This window comes from Dickeya chrysanthemi NCPPB 402 (genome assembly GCF_000406105.1).
GTDB classification, from domain to species: domain Bacteria; phylum Pseudomonadota; class Gammaproteobacteria; order Enterobacterales; family Enterobacteriaceae; genus Dickeya; species Dickeya chrysanthemi.
This window is the reverse complement of the sequence record NZ_CM001974.1, coordinates 3970002-3991134: the sequence shown is the minus strand read 5'-3', so window position 1 is coordinate 3991134 and position 21133 is coordinate 3970002. Positions and strand designations below refer to the sequence as shown.

Annotated in this window: 14 protein-coding genes and 1 pseudogene; 14 read left to right on the top strand and 1 reads right to left on the bottom strand. The window is 55.6% G+C overall.

Features of this window, described 5'->3' with window-relative positions; translation table 11 throughout:
- The first annotated feature begins 133 nt into the window (after positions 1 to 133).
- The 4 genes from uxaC to DCH402_RS17570 all read left to right on the top strand — a co-directional run bounded on the left by uxaC (position 134) and on the right by DCH402_RS17570 (position 5486).
- Positions 134 to 1552, top strand: a complete 1419-nt coding sequence (gene uxaC / locus DCH402_RS17585; protein ID WP_040002513.1) for a glucuronate isomerase — start codon at positions 134 to 136, stop codon at positions 1550 to 1552.
- A gap of 311 nt (positions 1553 to 1863) precedes the next feature.
- On the top strand, positions 1864 to 3315 hold the full coding sequence (locus tag DCH402_RS17580; RefSeq protein WP_040002512.1) for a tagaturonate reductase: 1452 nt from the start codon (positions 1864 to 1866) through the stop codon (positions 3313 to 3315).
- 18 nt (positions 3316 to 3333) lie between these two features.
- A complete protein-coding gene (locus tag DCH402_RS17575) occupies positions 3334 to 4824 on the top strand; it encodes a UxaA family hydrolase (RefSeq protein ID WP_040002511.1) in 1491 nt (496 codons plus the stop codon).
- 113 nt (positions 4825 to 4937) lie between these two features.
- Positions 4938 to 5486 carry a YgjV family protein gene (locus DCH402_RS17570; RefSeq protein ID WP_027713144.1) on the top strand — a complete coding sequence of 183 codons (549 nt, stop codon included), beginning with the start codon at positions 4938 to 4940 and terminating at the stop codon, positions 5484 to 5486.
- 53 nt (positions 5487 to 5539) lie between these two features.
- On the opposite strand, the gene DCH402_RS17565 is transcribed toward DCH402_RS17570, so the two are convergent.
- On the bottom strand, positions 5540 to 6493 hold the full coding sequence (locus DCH402_RS17565) for a TerC family protein (protein ID WP_040002509.1): 954 nt from the start codon (positions 6491 to 6493) through the stop codon (positions 5540 to 5542).
- A 443-nt stretch (positions 6494 to 6936) separates the two neighbouring features.
- On the opposite strand from DCH402_RS17565, the gene rlmG reads away from it, so the two are divergent.
- The 10 genes and pseudogenes from rlmG (at position 6937) to DCH402_RS17515 (ending at position 21079) form a co-directional block, all read left to right on the top strand.
- Positions 6937 to 8094: a 23S rRNA (guanine(1835)-N(2))-methyltransferase RlmG gene (rlmG, locus tag DCH402_RS17560; protein WP_040002507.1), complete on the top strand. Its 1158-nt coding sequence runs from the start codon at positions 6937 to 6939 to the stop codon at positions 8092 to 8094.
- Positions 8095 to 8191: 97 nt separating this feature from the next.
- The gene (locus tag DCH402_RS17555) at positions 8192 to 8488 is read left to right on the top strand and encodes an MbeD/MobD family mobilization/exclusion protein (RefSeq protein WP_027713141.1); all 297 of its coding nucleotides are present in this window, start codon (positions 8192 to 8194) and stop codon (positions 8486 to 8488) included.
- Between the two features lie 242 nt (positions 8489 to 8730).
- Complete coding sequence (uhpA, locus tag DCH402_RS17550; RefSeq protein WP_040002504.1) at positions 8731 to 9321, top strand: transcriptional regulator UhpA; 591 nt, start codon at positions 8731 to 8733, stop codon at positions 9319 to 9321.
- A complete protein-coding gene (uhpB, locus tag DCH402_RS17545; RefSeq protein ID WP_040002503.1) occupies positions 9321 to 10838 on the top strand; it encodes a signal transduction histidine-protein kinase/phosphatase UhpB in 1518 nt (505 codons plus the stop codon). The genes uhpA and uhpB overlap by 1 nt, the downstream gene beginning before the upstream one ends.
- Entirely contained in the window at positions 10838 to 12181 is a 1344-nt protein-coding gene (uhpC, locus tag DCH402_RS17540) for an MFS transporter (RefSeq protein WP_040002502.1), read from the top strand. Before uhpB ends, uhpC begins: the two co-directional genes overlap by 1 nt.
- A 150-nt stretch (positions 12182 to 12331) precedes the next feature.
- A complete protein-coding gene (gene uhpT / locus DCH402_RS17535) occupies positions 12332 to 13723 on the top strand; it encodes a hexose-6-phosphate:phosphate antiporter (RefSeq protein ID WP_040002501.1) in 1392 nt (463 codons plus the stop codon).
- A 257-nt stretch (positions 13724 to 13980) separates the two neighbouring features.
- Positions 13981 to 14457: an ATP-independent periplasmic protein-refolding chaperone Spy gene (gene spy, locus DCH402_RS17530; protein ID WP_040002500.1), complete on the top strand. Its 477-nt coding sequence runs from the start codon at positions 13981 to 13983 to the stop codon at positions 14455 to 14457.
- A 222-nt stretch (positions 14458 to 14679) separates the two neighbouring features.
- Complete coding sequence (gene apbE / locus DCH402_RS17525; protein WP_040002499.1) at positions 14680 to 15729, top strand: FAD:protein FMN transferase ApbE; 1050 nt, start codon at positions 14680 to 14682, stop codon at positions 15727 to 15729.
- Between the two features lie 166 nt (positions 15730 to 15895).
- Positions 15896 to 17323, top strand: coding sequence for a coniferyl aldehyde dehydrogenase (locus tag DCH402_RS17520; RefSeq protein ID WP_040002498.1), 1428 nt, complete (start codon positions 15896 to 15898; stop codon positions 17321 to 17323).
- Positions 17324 to 18302: 979 nt separating this feature from the next.
- Positions 18303 to 21079, top strand: a pseudogene (locus DCH402_RS17515) (flavocytochrome c).
- Positions 21080 to 21133 lie beyond the last annotated feature (54 nt).

Sequence of the window (21133 nt, the reverse complement as noted above, 5' to 3'; positions counted from 1 at the left end):
GTAATTGAAAGCGATTTCTGTCATTTTTGCGATCATGACCTCACTAATGATGTAGGTTATTGTCGATAATTGGTGTGATACCTTTGTAAGCGTGACCGCATTTGGTTGGCGAATGTAGTGTGAGGAAGCGAACATGCCCCAGTTTTTAAGTGAAGATTTTTTGTTGGATACTGAGTTTGCCCGTCGGCTGTACCATGAATTTGCAGCAGATCAGCCGATTTTTGATTATCACTGCCATTTGCCGCCTGCGCAGATTGCCGAAAATTATCGTTTTAAAAACCTGTATGACATCTGGTTGAAGGGCGACCATTATAAATGGCGTGCCATGCGCACTAACGGCGTACCGGAACGTTTCTGTACCGGCGATGCCGGCGACTGGGAGAAATTCGATGCCTGGGCCGCCACCGTACCGCATACCATCGGCAACCCGCTGTATCACTGGACGCATCTGGAGCTACGCCGCCCGTTCGGCATCACCGGCACCCTGCTGTCGCCGTCTACCGCTAAAGACATCTGGAACCGTGCCAATGCCCTGCTGGAGCGCGACGAGTTTACCGCGCGCGGCATCATGCAGCAGATGAACGTGAAAATGGTCGGCACCACCGATGATCCGATCGACGACCTGTTGCACCACAAAGCGGTTGCTCAGGATAAAACCTTCTCTATCAAGGTGCTGCCGAGCTGGCGTCCGGACAAAGCCTTTAATATCGAACTGGCGACCTTTAACGATTACATGGCGAAACTCGGTGAAGTCTCCGATACCGATATTCGCCGTTTCAGCGATCTGCAGGCCGCGCTGACCAAACGTCTGGACCACTTTGCCGCGCACGGCTGTAAAGTGTCCGACCACGCGCTGGACGTCGTACTGTACGCCGACGCAGATGAAGCCACACTGGATGGCATTCTGGCTCGCCGCCTGTCCGGCGCGACCTTGAGCGAACACGAAGTGGCGCAGTTCAAAACCGCGGTACTGGTGTGGCTGGGCGCTGAATATGCGCGCCGCGGCTGGGTGCAGCAGTATCACATCGGCGCGTTGCGTAACAACAACCTGCGTCAGTTCAACCTGTTGGGGCCGGATGTGGGCTTTGATTCCATCAACGACCGCCCGATGGCGCAGGAACTATCCCGCCTGCTCAGCAAGCAGAATGAAGAAAATCTGCTGCCGAAAACCATCCTGTATTGCCTGAACCCGCGTGATAACGAAGTGCTGGGCACCATGATCGGTAACTTCCAGGGTGAAGGGATGCCGGGCAAGATGCAGTTCGGCTCCGGCTGGTGGTTCAACGACCAGAAAGACGGTATGCAACGTCAGATGACGCAACTGGCGCAACTGGGCCTGCTGAGCCGCTTCGTCGGTATGTTGACCGACAGCCGCAGCTTCCTGTCCTACACCCGTCATGAATATTTCCGTCGCATCCTGTGCCAGATGATCGGCCGTTGGGTGGAAGACGGCGAAGCGCCGGGCGACCTGCCGTTGCTGGGCGAGATGGTGAAAAATATCTGTTTCGATAACGCCAAAAACTATTTCGGCATCGAGTTATACCAAAAATAATTCGAGTTGCAGGAAGGCGGCAACCGAGGGAATCCCCGGGAGCTTACATCAGTAAGTGACCGGGGTGAGTAAGGGCAGCCAACATACCTGCAACTTGAAGTATGACGGGTATATAAGAAAAGGGAGGGCGGGCGCCGTCACTGGCCCGTCTGTCAATGTTGTGATTTCGGGTTGGCGCAGGGTGCTGAATCCGCCGCCCTGACGCTGTCGTGCTGACCTGACGCTGTCGTAATCATCTGACGATTGTACCGGCTGACGATTGTACTGACTGGCGTTTGTCCCGAAGTGTCGTGTTCTAAGGTAGCTTGTTAATGCAAACGCTGAATCGTCGTGATTTTCCTGGCCGTCGTCACCCTGACCGCGTCATCCAATTTGGCGAAGGCAATTTCCTTCGCGCCTTTATTGACTGGCAACTGGATCTGTTGAATGAACATACCAGTCTGGATGCCGGTATCGTGGTGGTTCGTCCGATTGATACCGATTTCCCGCCCGCGCTGGATACTCAGGATGGGCTGTATACCACTATTATTCGCGGCCTGAACGAACAAGGCGAAGCGGTGCGCGAGCCGCGCCTGATCCGCTCTGTTAACCGTGAAATCAATGTGTACCGCCAGTTTGACGAGTATCTGGCGCTGGCGCATGACGCCAACATCCGTTTCGTGTTTTCCAACACCACGGAAGCCGGTATTAGCTACCATGCCGAAGACCAACTGACTGACACGCCGCCGGCCAGCTTCCCGGCGAAACTGACCCGCCTGTTGTTTGAGCGTTTCAACCATTTTAACGGTGCCGCCGATAAAGGCTGGGTGCTGTTGCCGTGCGAGTTGATTGACTACAACGGTGAAAAACTGAAAGAGCTGGTGCTGCGTTATGCCGCTCAGTGGGCATTGCCGGCGGCGTTCACCACCTGGTTGAACGAGCACAATACCTTCTGCTCGACGCTGGTGGACCGCATCGTCACCGGTTATCCGCGTAATGAAGTCGATGCGTTGCAACAGGAACTGGGTTATCAGGACACCTTTCTGGATACCGCCGAGTACTTCTATCTGTTTGTGATCCAGGGGCCGCAGTGGCTGGCGGAAGAGCTGCACCTGAACAAACTGACGCTGAACGTGCGCATTGTCGACGATATCAAGCCTTACAAAGAACGCAAAGTGGCGATCCTGAACGGCGCCCATACCGCGCTGGTGCCGGTAGCGTTTTTGGCGGGTCTGGATACTGTGGGCGAATCCATGAACGATGCGCAGATTGGTAAGTTTGTCGAAACCACCATTGCCGAAGAGATAGTACCAGTGCTGGATCTGCCGCATGACGAGCTGATGTCATTTGCCGAGGCGGTACTGAGCCGTTTCAGAAACCCGTTTATTCAGCATCAATTGCTGTCTATCGCCCTGAACGGCATGACCAAATTCCGTACCCGCATTCTGCCGCAGTTGCTGACTTACCGTGAACGCCACGGCGTGTTGCCGAAACGCCTGACTTTTGCGCTGGCGGCGTTGATCGCGTTTTATCGCGGCGAACGCAATGATGATCGTTACCCGTTGCAGGACGACGCTCACTGGCTGGAGCGTTACGAAGTGCTGTGGGGCGGCGTGCGCGCCGGCACCACGTCGCTGGCGCAGGTGGTGAACGCCGTGCTGAGCGATGCAGAGCACTGGGAGCAGGATTTGACGCAGGTGCCGGGTCTGGCGGCGTTGGTCACCGAACAACTGCAGGCTATCGTCGAGCGCGGTATGCGCGACGCGTTAGCGGGTTATTGCTAATCGCATAAGGTCTTATCCATGCAGAGCATCATCAAAATTCACTCACTGGACAATGTCGCTGTTGCCCTGCGCGATCTGGCGCAGGATGACGCGGTATCGGTTGGCGATATCTCCCTGACGTTGCCGCAGCCGGTGGCGCGCGGGCATAAGTTCGCTCTCAGGCCGATTGCGTCCGGCGAGATGATCGTGAAATACGGTTTGCCGATTGGTCATGCGCTGGCGGCGATTGCCGCCGGCGAGCACATTCACTCTCAGAACGCCAAAACCAATCTGAGCGATCTGGATGAGTACCAATATCAGCCGGAATTCATCCGTCTGCCGGCACAGATGGCGGATCGCGAGGTGCAGGTCTACCGTCGTAACAACGGCGACGTCGGGATCCGCAACGAACTGTGGATCCTGCCGACGGTCGGTTGCGTTAACGGGATCGCCCGTCAGATCCAGCAGCGTTTCCTCAAGGAAACCAATAACGCGGAAGGCATCGACGGCGTTTATCTGTTTACGCACCCGTTCGGTTGTTCCCAACTGGGGCAGGACCACGAAAACACCCGTACCATGCTGCAAAACATGGTACGCCACCCGAACGCCGGCGCCGTGTTGGTGATTGGCCTGGGATGTGAGAACAATCAGGTGTCCGCATTCCGCGACACGCTGGGCGAATTCGACGCCGAACGCGTCAACTTCATGATCTGTCAGCAGCAGGAAGATGAAGTGGAAGCCGGGCTGGCGCATTTGCACCAGTTGTATCAGGTGATGCGCGATGACAAGCGCGAAGCGGGCAAACTCAGCGAACTGAAGTTTGGTCTGGAGTGCGGTGGCTCTGATGGGCTGTCCGGCATTACCGCCAACCCGCTGCTGGGACGTTTCTCCGATTACCTCATCGCCAACGGCGGCACGACGGTGCTGACCGAAGTACCGGAAATGTTCGGTGCCGAACGTATTCTGATGAGCCGGTGCCGCGATGAGAGCACATTCGAGAAAACCGTGCATATGGTCAATGATTTCAAACAGTATTTCATTGAACATAACCAGCCGATTTACGAGAACCCATCGCCGGGCAATAAAGCGGGCGGCATCACGACGCTCGAAGAGAAATCACTCGGCTGTACCCAAAAAGCCGGGCAGAGCCAGGTGGTGGATGTGCTCAAGTACGGCGAGCGTTTGCATACGCCGGGGCTGAATTTGCTGAGCGCGCCAGGTAACGATGCCGTCGCCACCAGTGCGCTGGCCGGGGCAGGGTGCCATATGGTGTTGTTCAGTACTGGCCGCGGCACGCCTTACGGCGGTTTTGTACCGACGGTAAAACTGGCGACTAACACTGAACTGGCGCAGAAGAAACCGCACTGGATCGACTTTGACGCCGGCCGCCTGATTCATGGTGTGTCGATGGATGAGCTGCTGTCGCAGTTTGTCGATCTGATCGTCGATATCGCCAACGGCAAACTGGCGAAAAACGAGATCAACGACTTTCGTGAACTGGCAATATTTAAGAGTGGCGTGACTTTATAAAACTGATCGTTATAAGCCTGGCGTTGTAAACCCAAACGATTTCACATAAAATAAAACGGCGTTTCATTATTTTGAACGCCGTTTTTTCGTAACGGCGCTTTAAGGCGGGAATCATGACATCTTACGTATTTGCCCAGGCTGTTGGCGTACTGGCCTTTATGGTCGGTATCACCATGTTTTTCAACCGCAATGAAAAAAAATTCAAAATCCAGCTCTCCGTCTATAGCGCGGTTATCGCTTGCCATTTCTTCCTGATGGGAGCGAATGCGGCGGGAGTCAGCGCCTTACTGAACTCAGGCCGTACCCTGATTACCCTGAAAACCAGCAGTATCGTGGTGATGTTCGTGTTTATTGCGCTGACGCTGGCGCTTGGCTTGCCGGGGGTGAAACACCCGATGGAACTGTTGCCGATCATCGGCACGGTGTGCAGTACCTGGGCGCTGTTTCGCGCACACGGGCTGATTATGCGCTGCATTATTTGGTGTTCGACCGCGCTGTGGGTGATGCATAACATCTGGCTGGGGTCGATCGGCGGTTCGTTGATTGAAGCCAGTTTTCTGGTGATCAACGGGTTCAATATCATCCGCTTCTGGCGTATGCAGCGTAACGGTATCGACCCGTTCAGGGTGGATGAGCCGCAATCCTCCACCAAAAGCGCCTGAGACCAAAAGCGCTTGAGAAAAATGCCCCGCCTTGCGGCGGGGCGTACGTCGGATTAACGTCCGGCGCGACGGTTAACCCAGATATTGATCAGGATGGTCGCCAGCAAGATAGTCGCAACGACGCTGAGCGAAATGGCGACGGGAATGTGGAAGAGATCGATCAGCATCATCTTGATACCGATAAAGACAAGGATTACCGCCAGCCCGTATTTCAGCATAGAGAACTTCTGCGCGACGCCCGCCAGCAGGAAATACATGGCGCGTAACCCCAGAATGGCGAACAGGTTTGACGTCAGCACAATGAACGGATCGGTGGTGACGGCGAAAATAGCCGGAATGCTGTCTACAGCGAAGATAACGTCGCTGATTTCCACCATCACCAGCACCAGAAACAGCGGCGTGGCGTACAGCAGCCCGTTCTGACGAATAAAGAAGTGCTCGCCGTGCAGGTCGTCGGTCATTCGCAGGCGGCTACGCAGCCAGCGGACCACCGGTTTATCGCCGATGGCGGTGTCGTCCGCTTTCGCCAATGCCATTTTGAGGCCGGTGAGCAGCAGGAACGCGCCAAACAGGTACAGCAGCCACTGGAACTGGGAAACCAGCCAGCTACCGGCAAACACCATGATGGTTCGCAGTATGATGGCACCCAAGACGCCGTAAATCAGTACCCGGCGCTGATACTGGGCGGGGATGGCAAAATAACTGAATAGCATCAGCCAGACGAACACGTTGTCGACGGCCAGCGCTTTTTCAATCAGGTAACCGGTAAAGAACGCCAGCGCCTGGGCATCCGCCACTTCACGACCCATGGTGCCGCTGAGATACCACCAGAAACCGGCGTTGAACAACACGGCGAGCGAAACCCAAACCAGCGACCAGACCGCGGCCTGTTTGAATGTCATCACGGTAGAGCCTTTTTTGCCCTGATAAAACAGGTCAATCGCCAACATGACGACGACAATCACTGCGAAGCTGCCCCACAGCAGCGGAGTACCTATTGTTACCATAACAGTATCCCTTAGAGCCTGTCTCATGCAGGTGAACGCACCGGCTCTTTCATCAATTAAGAAAACAAAACGGCCTGTGTCAGAAGGCACAGGCCGTTTGCTATTAAGCTGCAAATAGACCTCGCCTTCTGGCAAGGTCTCACTTACAACTTAATGTGGATAGAGTCATTAAGGTTGCCTGGTAACCGAGTGCGGCTGCACTGTAATGACGATTGACCAGCGAGAAGTTACTCCCCTTTGCAGTCCCAAAGATAGGGGAGTTTTTGTACAGGGTCAAATAATTCCGCTGGTCTAGTCTGTTTGCCGTTTCGGCAGGAAGCACGCCGTTAGCGCTCGTCATCGCAGAGAATCGGCGGCCGGCCGAACGAACAGCAGGAAAAGCATTTACTGCGACGCCGTTTTAAGGGATAAACAGCGCCAGATTTTGTATTGCAGGAGAGGCCATGAGCCAACTTTTTCTGGAAACACATAGCCTGACGTTGGTCCGTTATCCACAGTCCGAGCGCGAGTCATCGTTGCAGGCATGGGAAGCAGCGGATGAATATCTGCTACGGGAGTTGGCTACGCTGCCGATCGGACCCGGCCCCCAACTGATTTTCAACGACGCGTTCGGTACGCTGGCCTGTGGTTTACAGGCGCAGGCGCCTTATTGCATCAGCGATTCGTATCTCAGCCAATTAGCGACCCGGCACAATTTGGCGCTTAATGGTTACGCGCCGGATTCGGTCACGTTGCTGGACAGCCTGGCGCCGTTGCCGGACGCGCCCGCGCTGGTGGTGTTGAAAGTGCCGAAAACGCTGGCGTTGCTGGAGCATCAGTTGCGTCAACTGCGCAACGTGGTGACGTCGCAAACCGTGGTCATCGCCGGAGCCAAAGCGCGCGATATCCACACCTCCACGCTGCAACTGTTCGAGCAGATTCTGGGGCCGACCCGTACCTCGCTGGCCTGGAAAAAAGCCAGGTTGATTCACTGCCAGCCTCAAGCGCGCGCGAGGGATGCGCAGGATGAAAAACCGCAGCTGACGGTGTGGCCGCTGGACGATACCGATAGCCCCCTTCACGGTTATCGCATTCACAACCATGCCAATGTGTTTGCGCGCAGCGGGCTGGATATCGGCGCACGTTTTTTCATGCAGCATCTGCCGCAGCAACTAGACGGTAAAATTGTCGATCTGGGCTGCGGCAACGGCGTTATCGGTCTGACCGCGCTGGCGTTGAACCCACAGGCGTACGTCAGCTTTTTCGACGAGTCCTATATGGCGGTGGCGTCCAGTCGGCGCAATGTGGAAGACAACCGACCGCAGGACATGGCGCGCAGCAGCTTTGTGGTGAACCATGCGCTGGCGGGCGTCGGGCCGGATAGCCAGCAAGCGGTATTGTGTAATCCACCGTTTCATCAGCAGCAGGCGATAACCGATGATATTGCCTGGCAGATGTTCCTCGATGCGCGCCGCTGCCTGACGGTAGGGGGCGAGTTACGGATTGTCGGCAACCGCCATCTGGACTATTTCCACAAGCTGAAGCGATTGTTCGGCAATGGTGAAAATGTTGCCAGTAATGCGAAATTCGTTGTGTTGCGTGCGGTAAAAACCCGGAATTGACCGGCAAAGCAGCCCTGCGCGGCATTTGTTGTCGCGCGGGACTGTCATTATAATCCGCAGGTTATTTCCGCGAAGGTACATCAGCGAAGGAACCCCTATGTGTATCGAAGAGTTGGAAGCACGGCTGGAAAGCGCATTGCAGGCGCTGGAAGCCAGTGTTAGCCGACAGCAACAGATTTGGCAGCGCGACTACCAGCACCTTCATCTGCAACTGGTGCAGGCCCGCCAGCGCGAGGCGGATTTGTGCTCCAGAATCAATGAGTTGGTTACCCGGGTCAACATGATGGATGAATCCCCGGAACGTAATCCATTGTTGCAGAAAATCAATCTGATCCGCGCTCACCTGGATGCGCTGGCTCAGGAAGCGTCGGCGTTTCATCGTTCGCTGCTTTGATCGTGACCTGGTCCGCGAACGTGATTGGCCTGCCGAGACCCGCTGTTTTCGTGCAGACCATCTTCTTCTCTTCGCCAGCCGGTTGTGTTTCTCGCCGTCACGTTATGTTGGCGGCAACGTCGGCTATCCTGTGCTGTTTTTCACACCTTTCTATATAAAAACGTCGGGTGAGGGTTCAGCGCTTGAACCGATTTGGCCTTAACGTTAAGGTAAAACGCCTCCCGGTTATCCCAGGTTCAACCATGATTACCCTTGCCCTGATTGATGATCACCTTATTGTTCGCTCCGGTTTTGCCCAATTGCTGGGGCTTGAGCCCGACATGCAGATAGTGGGCGAGTTCGGTTCCGGGCGCGACGCGCTCGTGGGGTTGCCGGGACGGGGGGTACAGGTCTGTATCTGCGATATCTCGATGCCCGACTGTTCAGGGCTCGAACTGCTCTGTCAACTGCCTAAGGGCATGGCGGTGATTATGCTGTCGGTGCATGACAGCCCGGCGCTGATTGAACAGGCGCTGAACGCCGGGGCGCGCGGCTTTCTCTCCAAGCGCTGTAGCCCGGATGAGCTGATTGCGGCCGTGCGTACGGTGGCGGGCGGCGGCTGTTATCTCACGCCGGATATCGCCCTGAAACTGGCGTCAGGCCGCCGGGATCCGCTGACCCGCCGCGAGCGGCAGGTGGCGGAAAAGCTGGCGCAGGGGATGGCGGTGAAAGCCATCGCCGCTGAGCTGGGATTATCGCCGAAAACGGTCCATGTTCACCGTGCCAACCTGATGGAAAAACTGGGCGTCAGCAATGACGTGGAATTGGCCCGCCGCATGTTTGATGGTTGGTAATGCGCCCGATTGCTACCCGGCTGATCGCCGCCTTCGCCAGTTGTTTTATCTTCTGTGCCGCCTGGTTTTGCCTGTGGAGCATCAGCCTGCATCTGGTCGCCCGCCCGGATCTGGCTGCGTTGCTGTTTCCCTTCGGTCTGCGGTTGGGATTGATGTTGCAATCCCCGCGTCGTTTCTGGCCGGTGCTGCTGGTGAGTGAATGGCTGCTGCTTATCTGGCTGGCGAAGGAAGTGGCGCTGGCGAATCTGCCGTTGCTGTTGGTGGGAAGTCTGCTGGCGCTGCTGCCGGTGATGCTGGCATCCCGGCGGTCGCGGCGGGATGACTGGCATACGTTACTGTTGCAAGGCGGCGCGTTGATTGCCGCGGCGTTGCTGCAATCTCTGCCGTGGCTCAGTCATCGCGAAGAGGCGCTCACCGTGCTGCTGTTGACGCTGACCGGCGGATTGACGCTTTCGCCCACGTGTTTGCTTATCTGGCACTATCTGTCCAGCTCGACCTGGCTGCCGCTCGGGCCATCGCTGGTTTCCCAGCCGGTGGATTGGCGCGGGCGACACTTGTTGTGGTATCTGCTGTTGTTTGTGGTGAGTTTATGGCTACAACTGGGGCTACCGTCGGAACTTGCGCGTTTTACCCCGTTTTGTCTGGCGTTGCCGATTATTGCGCTCGCCTGGCACTATGGCTGGCAGGGGGCGCTGATCGCCACACTGATGAATGCGATTGCGCTGATTGCCAGCCAGACCTGGCATGAACATCCGGTCGATTTATTGCTCTCGCTGCTGGCGCAAAGCCTGACCGGGCTGTTGCTCGGCGCGGGTATTCAGCGGCTGCGCGAGCTTAACCTGTCGCTACAAAACCAACTGGCGCGCAATCGTCGTCTGGCGGAGCGCTTGCTGGAGACGGAAGAGTACGTGCGGCGCGACGTCGCACGTGAACTGCACGACGATATCGGCCAGACGATAACCGCCATTCGCACGCAGGCGGGCATTCTCCAGCGACAAGCGCCGGAAAGCCGCAATGTGCAGCAGAGCAGCGCGCTCATCGAGCAATTATCGCTGAGCGTGTATGACTCGGTGCGTCGGCTGATGGGGCGCTTGCGCCCGCGCCAACTTGACGATCTCACGCTGGAGCAGGCGGTGCGCTCTTTAATGCGTGAGATGGAGCTGGAGGCGCAAGGTATCGTCAGTCATATTACCTGGCATATCGACGAAACGTCCCTCAGCGAAGGGCTGAGGGTCACGCTGTTTCGCGTCTGTCAGGAAGGGCTGAATAATATCGTGAAACATGCCAACGCCAGTGCGGTGATGCTGCAAGCCTGGCAACAGGATGAAGATGGGCGGCTGATGCTGGTGATCGAGGATGATGGCGGTGGGCTGCCGCCGGGCTCCGGTTCGCAAGGTTTTGGCCTGATTGGGATGCGTGAGCGCGTCACGGCGCTGGGCGGCACCCTGCAACTTTCCTGTACCCACGGTACCCGTTTAGCCGTCAGCCTGCCGCTGCCTGCCGGCAAGGAGTCGTGATGCCTTTTCCGACCATTCGTTTTCTGAATATCCCTGCCGATGTGCCGCCGTTGACTGACCGTCAAACGATTGACGATACCTATCGCTACTGGCGCCGCCATATCCTGATTACGCTGTATTTGGGGTATGCGCTGTTTTACTTTACTCGCAAAAGTTTTAACGCCGCAGTACCGGAAATTCTCGCCAGCGGGTTGATGGTGCGTACCGATATCGGGCTGCTGGCCACATTGTTTTACGTCACCTACGGGGCGTCTAAATTCCTTTCGGGGATCGTGAGCGACCGCTCTAATGCCCGTTACTTTATGGGGATCGGGCTGCTGGCGACCGGCGTGGTGAACATTCTGTTCGGTTTTTCCTCGTCGTTGTGGGCGTTCGCCGTATTGTGGATGGCGAACGCTTTCTTTCAGGGCTGGGGCGCGCCGGTATGCGCCCGGTTACTCACCAGCTGGTATTCGCGCAGCGAACGCGGTAGCTGGTGGGCGTTGTGGAACACGGCGCATAACGTAGGCGGAGCGCTGATCCCGATGGTAGTGGGAGCGGCGGCGCTGCATTACGGCTGGCGCGTCGGCATGATGATTGCCGGAACGCTCGCGATCGTCGCCGGGTTGTTTTTATGCTGGCGGCTGCGTGATAAACCGCAGACGCTCGGCCTGCCGAGCGTGGGGGAATGGCGTAACGATGCGCTGGAGATCGCCCAACAGCAGGAGGGGGCCGGGTTATCGCGGCGGGAAATCCTGCACAAATATGTGTTCGCCAATCCGTACATCTGGTTGTTGGCTTGCAGCTACGTGCTGGTGTATGTGGTGCGCGCCGCCATCAATGACTGGGGTAACCTCTATATGTCGGAAACGCTGGGGGTTGACCTGGTGACCGCTAACTCGGCGGTCACCATGTTTGAACTGGGTGGATTTATCGGCGCGCTGGTCGCCGGCTGGGGCTCGGACAAACTGTTTAACGGCAATCGCGGCCCGATGAACCTGATTTTCGCCGCCGGCATTTTGCTGTCCGTCGGTTCGCTGTGGCTGATGCCGTTTGCCAGCTATGTGATGCAGGCAACCTGCTTTTTCACTACCGGATTCTTCGTTTTTGGCCCGCAAATGCTGATAGGCATGGCGGCCGCGGAGTGCTCTCACAAGGACGCCGCCGGTGCCGCCACCGGGTTTGTCGGCCTGTTCGCCTATCTGGGGGCGTCGCTGTCCGGCTGGCCACTGGCACGCATTATGGATGTGTGGCACTGGACCGGTTTTTTTGCGGTGATCGCCGTAGCCGGCGGTATTTCTGCGCTGTTGTTGCTGCCTTTCCTGCGGGCTTCGTCGCCGCGCGCCACGACCGACGTCGCGTGATTCGCTTCACTTTTTTTTCCCGAATCGACGAAAACCGGGAAAATTTCCTAGTTTAAGCAGGATGTTCCCTCAGGCCCATTGCGCCGACGCTTCTTACAATGCAGGGAAATAAAAGGCCGCAAGCCGCCCCGTCCTGTAAGAGGAAACATCATGCTCAACTTTTTAACCCAGGTGCGTCAACCGACGCTCGATTTGCCGCTCGATGTGCGGCGCAAAATGTGGTTCAAGCCGTTTATGCAGTCCTATATGGTGGTATTCATCGGCTACCTGACCATGTATTTGATTCGTAAAAACTTCAATATTGCCCAAAACGACATGATCGGCACCTACGGGTTGAGCATGACGCAACTCGGTATGATCGGCCTTGGTTTTTCAATCACCTACGGCGTGGGCAAAACACTGGTGTCCTATTATGCGGACGGCAAAAACACCAAGCAGTTCCTGCCGTTTATGCTGATCCTCTCCGCCATTTGTATGTTGGGTTTTAGCGCCAGCATGGGCGCGGGGTCCGTCAGCCTGTTTTTGATGATCGCCTTTTATGCATTGAGCGGTTTTTTCCAGAGTACCGGCGGGTCATGCAGTTACTCGACGATTACCAAGTGGACGCCACGCCGCAAACGCGGTACCTACCTGGGATTGTGGAATATTTCCCATAACCTCGGCGGCGCCGGTGCAGCGGGTGTCGCGCTGTTTGGCGCTAACTACCTGTTCGACGGCCACGTCATCGGCATGTTTGTTTTCCCATCGATTATTGCGCTGATCGTCGGTTTGATTGGCCTGCGTTTTGGCAGCGATTCGCCGGAAGCCTATGGACTGGGGAAAGCGGAAGAACTGTTTGACGAAGCTATCTCCGAAGAAGACAAAGAGGCGGAAGACGGCGATATGACCAAATGGCAGATCTTCGTCGAGTACGTGCTGAAAAATAAAGTGATCTGGCTGCTGTGCTTCTCCAACGTCTTCCTGTATGTGGTGCGCATCGGTATCGACCAGTGGTCCACGGTGTATGCCTATCAGGAACTGAAACTGCCTAAATCGGTTGCGATACAAGGGTTTACCCTGTTTGAAGCCGGCGCGCTGGTCGGGACGTTATTGTGGGGATGGTTATCGGATCTCGCGAATGGTCGCCGTGGGCTGGTGGCTTGCATCGCGCTGGCGTTGATCATCGCGACGTTGGGTATTTATCAACACGCCAGCAACCAGTATGTGTACCTGTCGTCGCTGTTTGCGCTGGGCTTTTTGGTGTTCGGCCCGCAGTTGCTGATTGGCGTCGCCGCCGTTGGGTTTGTGCCGAAAAAGGCTATCAGCGCCGCCGATGGCATTAAAGGCACCTTCGCTTACCTGATTGGCGACAGTTTCGCGAAGCTGGGGCTGGGGATGATCGCCGACGGTACGCCGATTTTTGGATTAACCGGTTGGGCCGGCACCTTTGCTGCGCTGGATGCCGCCGCTATCGGCTGTATTTGTCTGATGGCGATGGTCGCAGTCATGGAAGAGCGTAAGATTCGCCGCGAAAAACGTTTGCGTCAGGTACAAGCAGCCTGATGAACCGCTAATCGAAAGGGCGCGAGGTTACCCGACGGGAACCGCCGCGCCCTTTTTCATCGTCTGGTCTCATTACCCGTAACGCTGTTTACGGAATATTTCCGCTTTCTCCACAATTGGCCCAATTGTGAATATCCCCCTTGCAAAGCTTTACCCTGTCATCCGGTTAACTGAAATTCACCGGCCTATACTGCATGGCAAAGGTTAACGCATTCCGGTGCGTTAATAATTAAAACCGCAATGTGAGGGAAAGTATTATGTCTAAATTAACTGCGATTGTGATTGCCTCTGCACTGGCACTGGGTAGCGCCGGATTTGCCTACGCGGCCGATACGTCTATGCCGGATCAAGGGACGCGCATGATGAAACATCATGACGGCGGGCGCGGTGAGCGCGGCATGATGGAAGAGAATATGATGTTCAAAGGGCTGAATCTGACCGACGAGCAGCGTCAGAAAATGCGCGACATTATGGAGAACGCCAAAAAAGACCGTACACGTCCTTCGGCGGAAGAACGTACGCAATGGCATAGCCTGATTGCTGCCGATAGCTTCGATAAAACCAAAGCCGAAGCGATGGTTAATAAAATGGCCGAAGCCAACAAAGCGCATATGCTGAAACGTCTGGAACTGCATAACCAAATGTACAACGTGCTGACGCCGGAACAGAAAAAACAGTTCAACGACAACTTTGCCAAACGCCAGCAGGAGCCTGTTGCGCCAAAAGCACCGTAACCACGATAACCCGAGCTTACCGAAACGCGCCAGTCGGCGCGTTTTGTCGTTGTTGTCGGAATTCGTCTTTGATTGCTGAAAAAATAGCAACGTTTCGCCTGGCCAAGGTACCCCGTTTGACTAATCTCTTGCGTTCAGACAGGTTTTTCCCCATCAGCGCTTTTCAATCACCCGATCTTGCTCTATCAATAGCGCGTCATTGTGATTCAAGGAGTGCGGCTCATGGCGTCTTTCGCCCTAAAATCTGTCCTTTTTCTCGGTCTAATCAGCGTATTGAGCGCTTGTAAGCAAGAGGCGGTAGTGGATGCCGCTCGCCCGTTTACCACGTTTGAAGGTAAAACCATGGGCACCTTTTACAGCGTGAAGATAAGCGGGGCGTTGCCGGAAAGCAGCCGGCAATTGCAACAGGAGATCGATGCTTTGCTGGAGCAGGCGAACAACGAGATTTCCACCTATCGCAACGACTCGGTGTTGTCCCGTTTTAATCAGTACGCCGGGGCACAGCCGCAGCCTGTCAGCAATGGTATGGCGGATATCATTCTGGCCGCACAACGTATCGGCCGGGCAACCGGCGGGGCGATGGATATCACGGTGGGGCCGCTGGTCAATCTGTGGGGATTCGGGCCGCAGAAGCAGCCGGTTACCATCCCCAGCCAGCAGCAGATTGACGAGGCACGGCGTAAAGTCGGGCTGAACCACCTGCGCCTCGTCAGCAATGACCAAGGGGAGTGGTTGCAGAAAGATTTGCCGGGCCTGTATGTGGACCTTTCCACCCTGGGTGAGGGATACGGTGCGGATCTGCTGGCGCAACTGATGACCCGTAAAGGCATTACCAACTATTTGGTTTCCGTCGGCGGGGCGATTTCTAGTCGTGGCGTCAACGGTCAGGGGCAGCCCTGGCGGGTCGCCATTCAGAAACCTACCGACAAGGAAAACGCCATTCAGACGGCGGTTGACCTCCATGGCTACGGCATCAGCACGTCCGGCAGCTATCGCAACTATTTTGAGCAGGATGGCAAACGCTATTCTCATGTCATCGATCCGGCTACCGGCCGGCCGATTACGCATCAGTTGGTTTCCGTTACCGTGATTGCCAGAACCGCACTGGAAGCGGATGGCTGGGATACCGGCTTGATGGTCCTGGGGGCGGAAAAGGCGCTGAAGCTGGCGGAACAGCAAGGGCTGGCGGTTTACCTGATTACTAAAACCGATCAAGGATTCGAGGCAGTGATGACGCCGCAGTTTAAAGCGTTTCTCTTGCCGACGCCGTGATCGGAACAGGAGCCTGATGACGCCGCGCATCAGGTTCCGGCGTTTATTGCTGGATAATCCGGCGGCGCAAACGTACAATCCACCCCGGCTACTTACTCATCAAATTCATATACCCGTATCCTTCTTTTCAGAAGGCGTCATTCCTGTATATTTTCGATGAGTCGCCATGAATCATTTTATTCTCAATAATCAGCCTGTTGCGGCTGATGTTATTTCACAGCACCTTTCCCGAATGAAAGCGGTGGCCGCAGAGCACCTGCTCACTGTCTCCGAGCGTATTTCCATATTAAACCGTTGCATCGTACTGTTAAGAACGCATCAGGACGCGTTATGCGACGCCTACAGTCAGGATTTTGGCTACCGCGCTCCCGGCAACACACTGGTTTCGGATATCCTCGGTTCGATCGAGGCGCTGCGCCATGCGGCGCAGCATCTGGAACAGTGGGTACCTGAGGAGCAACGAACCTCGCCGTTTCCTGGAACGCGAGTAGTCGTCGAATATAAACCGTTGGGGGTGGTCGGTATCATCAGTCCATGGAATTTCCCGCTGGTACTGACGTTTGGCCCGTTAGCGGGCGTTATTGCCGCTGGTAACCGGGCGATGATTAAACCTTCCGAATTAGCCGAAAACGGTAGCCGGTTATTGTGCCGGCTGATCGCTGAGTATTTTAGTGCAGAGGAAATCTCAACGCTACAAGGCGGCATTGAGGCATCGAAGCGGTTTTCAGCGTTGCCGTTCGACCATCTGGTCTTTACCGGCAGCACCGCGACGGGCAGGCAGATAATGCAAGCGGCGGCGGAAAATCTTACCCCGGTAACGTTGGAGCTGGGCGGTAAATCGCCGGTGGTGGTGTCGCGCGGCAGTAATCTCATCCAGGCGGCACAGCGTATCATGACCGTCAAAACCTTTAATGCCGGGCAGATCTGTATCGCTCCAGACTATGTGTTGGTGCATCAGGATGATCTGCCGACGTTCGTTGAACAGGCCAAGACGTTTTTACACCAGCGCTTCGGCACGTTTATCGACAACCGCGAATACACATCGGTGGTGAATGCTCGTCAGACGGCGCGGCTCTGCACACTACTGGACGATGCCCGAGCGTTGGGTGCGACGTTGGTGCGAGCGTCGGAAGAAGAGGACGACCTGCCGCGTGGGCGTATGGTGCCGACATTTGTGATTAACCCGCCGCTGACTTCCCGCATCATGCAGGAGGAGATTTTTGGGCCGTTGCTGCCGGTGATCGCCTACGATCATCTCGAACAGTGCCTGGATCTCATCAATGGGATGGACCGCCCGCTGGCAGCTTATTACTTCGGCGATGATCCGCTGGAGATTGCGCAAATCCGGCATCGAACATTATCCGGCGCGCTGGTTATCAATGACGTGATGACCCATGTGCTGGTGCATGATGTGCCTTTCGGCGGTGTTGGGGCGTCGGGAATCGGGGCTTATCATGGCGAGATTGGCTTTAAACGTTTCTCACATGCGCGGCCGGTGTTCTATCAAAGTCCCGGCGGCGAATCCAATTTGCTGATGCGGGCGCCGTTTGATGACGCGTCTCGTCGGCTGGTAGCTCAATTGATTAATGAGTAGCACGCCTGGCGCTTGCCATTGGTATAAGAATATATACCCGTCATACTTCAAGTTGCAGGTGTGTTGGCTGCGTTACTCGGCCCATAATATGGGCCTCGCCCTTCGGGCCGCTGCAAGCAGCGTTCAAATCTGCTCCCGGCAGATTTGTCGTTCACCCGAATCACTTACCTGAGTAAGCTCATCGGGATGAAATGAGAGACATCCTGTCTCTCACCAGAGGCCAGCCGTTGGCTGGTCAAATTCGTTTCCGACGAATTTGTCACTCTCTTGCCGCGTTACAAGGCTCTAATGAGCCTTGCCCTTACGGGCCAACGCGTTGCGTTGTTCAAAACGCAGCGCGTTTTGTCCTGCAACTCGAATTATTTTGGGTATAAGCCGCCGAAGAGGCGGCTTTTTACATTCTCGCCCTGTCTCAGGCAACGTGGAAATAACGCGCATTGCCAATGGAATAGACGTAAAAAAAGAAAGGATAATTCGAGGTGATATTTTTGGAGTGATAATTTTGAACCGGTGTTTTATTTATTTGGTGTTATTGGTCATATTTTTTCCGCTCCGGTAACGGTAGTGGGTGCCGTTCTACGGCGCTTGGTCGCATCGTGTATGAGCCGAACCGGAACGCGGTAATCTGCAAAATAATAGCGTGCAGCGCAGCACGTCGCCGGAGGGTGATTTGAACGCAGCCGGCGCACCTGCAACGGGAAATATGACGGGCATATTCGGCAGGCTACATATTCAGGTAAATAAGGCGTTATTTAATTTTAAATAATTGTGAATGATTTATTTTTTATTGAATCACTCTTTAAACAACGCGATGACATAATAGTGGATTATTAGTTAATTAACTAATTTGATTATTTATAAACTAAAAAGCCAATCATATTAACGTTATGACATCGGCCCGCTAAGCAAAACCAAAAACAATAAACCGATAACAAATTCAAAGCCTATAAAACATTGGTAATTTATGGAGTCTCTTACTATGAGCGTTAATCACCAGGTACTCAGTCCGTTTACCTTGCCCAATGGCGTCGAGCTTAAAAATCGTCTGCTGATGGCACCCATGACCACTTGCACCGGTTTTTATGACGGCACCGTCACCAAAGAGCTGGTGGAGTACTATCAGGTGCGTGCCGGCAGTATCGGCGCGGTGATTGTGGAGTGCTGCTTTATCGACGATAAAGGGCTGGCGTTTCCGGGCGCCATTGGTATCGACAACGACGATAAAATCGCCGGGCTGGCGAAAATCGCCTCGGCCATTAAAGAGAAGGGCTCGAAAGCCATCCTGCAGATTTACCACGGTGGCCGCATGGTGGAGCCGAAACTGATTGGCGGCCGTACGCCGGTCGGGCCGAGCGCCGTTGCCGCGCCGCGGGAAGGGGCGGCGGTTCCGCTGGCGCTGACGGGTGAAGACGTGGAAGCCATGATCGTCAAATTCGGCGAAGGGGTGCGCCGCGCCATTGAAGCCGGCTTCGACGGCGTGGAAATTCACGGCGCCAATACTTACCTGATTCAGCAGTTCTATTCCCCGAACTCCAACCTGCGCACCGACGAATGGGGCGGCAGCCGCGACAACCGCGCCCGATTCCCGCTCGCGGTACTGGAAATCACCCACCAGATGGCGCGCCGGTATGCGGATGCGTCCTTCATCATCGGTTATCGCTTCTCGCCGGAGGAAATCGAAGAACCGGGCATTCGGTTTGACGACACCCTGTATCTGCTGGAAAAGCTGGCGGCGCGCGGGCTGGATTATCTGCACTTCTCTATGGGACATACTCTGCGCTCGTCCATCGTCGAGACCACCGATCCCACCCCGCTGATTAGCAAATATGTTGCTATGCGTTCTGACACACTGGCTAAGGTGCCGGTCATCGGCGTCGGCGGTGTGGTAAACAAAGCGGATGCCGACATCGCGCTGGAGCACGGTTACGATTTGGTCGCAGTAGGAAAAGCGTGTATTGCCTACCCGGACTGGACCGATCGTCTCATCAGTCAGCAGAAAATCGACCTGTTTATCGACAGTACCCAACGTGAAGCGCTGACCATCCCGGAACCGCTGTGGCGTTTCTCGCTGGTGGAAGCGATGATCCGCGACATAAGTCTGTCGGCGAAAAAATTCCAGGCCGGCGTTTTTCAGGAAAAAGTGCAGGACGATGCCGGCGACCTGGTGATCAATGTCTGCCTGGAAACAGACCGCATCGCCGACGTCACGCTGGAGCCGAATCCGCACCTGAATACCGAATTCGTCAGCAGCTTCGACGTTATCCGCTCTCGTATTCTGGATGCTAACAGCCCGCACGTGGATGCCGTTACCGGTGCCACCACCCAAAGCGAAGCGGTGAAAAAAGCCGTGTCCAAAGCGTTGGCCAGGTCTTGCAAGGCGGCGATTATGGCGGAAGGCGGCGATCCGGCCGAGGCGCAGCGGTATGACGTGGTGGTGATCGGCAGCGGCGGCGCTGGTCTGGCCGCAGCGATTCAGGCTTGTGATGACGGTGCCAAAGTGTTGATTGTCGAGAAGATGTCCAGTATCGGCGGTAATACTATCAAGGCATCCGTCGGTATGAACGCGGCAGGCACCCGCTTCCAGAAGATGCGCGGCATTGTTGACGACAAGCAGTGCTTCTACGAGGAGACCCTGAAAGGCGGTAAGGAAAAAATAACCCTGATTTGCTGAAACGATTCGTCGAAGGCGCGCCGATGGCGATTGAATGGCTGGCGGAACATGGGATCGAACTGAACGACATTACCATTACCGGCGGGATGAGCGTGGATCGCACGCATCGCCCGGCGGATGGCTCGGCGGTTGGCGGCTTCCTGATCAGCGGACTGGTGAAAAACATCAACAAACGCAATATCGACGTGATGCTGGAGACGTCGGTTATCGATATCGTTCACGACGCCGGCGCGATTACCGGTGTACGGGTAATTAACGAAGACAATGAGCAACTGACCATCGCCACCAAGGGCGTGGTGGTCGCCACCGGCGGATTCAGCGCCAACCGCGAAATGGTGGTGAAATATCGCCCGGATCTGGACGGCTTTGTCACCACCAACCATAAAGGCGCCACCGGCAGCGGTATCGCGATTCTGGAGAAGGTGGGCGCCGATACCGTTGATCTGGGGGAAATTCAGATCCATCCGACCGTCGAGCAGAGCACGTCTTACCTGATTTCCGAATCCATTCGCGGCGGCGGCGCGATTCTGGTCAATCAACAAGGCCAGCGTTTCTTTAACGAAATGGAAACCCGCGACAAGGTATCGGCATCGATCATCGCTCTGCCGGAGAAGTACGCCTATATCCTGTTTGATGAGCAGGTGAGGATGAAAAACAAGGCGGCGGACGAGTATTTATCCCGTGGTTTTGTGGTGAGCGCCGCTTCTCCACGCGAACTGGCCGATAAACTGGCGATGGATTTTCACGCTTTGTTAGCCACGCTGGAGCGCTATAACCTGTTTGTCGAAAAACAGCATGACGACGACTTCGGGCGCAAAACCGCGTTGCGTCACCCCATCAATCAAGGGCCGTTCTACGCTATCCGCATTGCACCCGGCGTGCATCACACCATGGGCGGTGTGGTCATCAACACTGATACCGCGGTGCTGGACAGCAAAAAACGGGTGATCCGCGGCGCTTTTGCTGCCGGTGAAGTGGTGGGCGGCATCCACGGCGGTAACCGTATCGGCGGCAATGCCGTTGCCGACATCATCGTTTTTGGTATTCAGGCGGGCCGTAACGCGGCATCCTACGTGCAGATGTAATTGATATACAGTGTCTTAACGCCGGCCTGCGTCAGAGCCCACGTCTGACGCAGG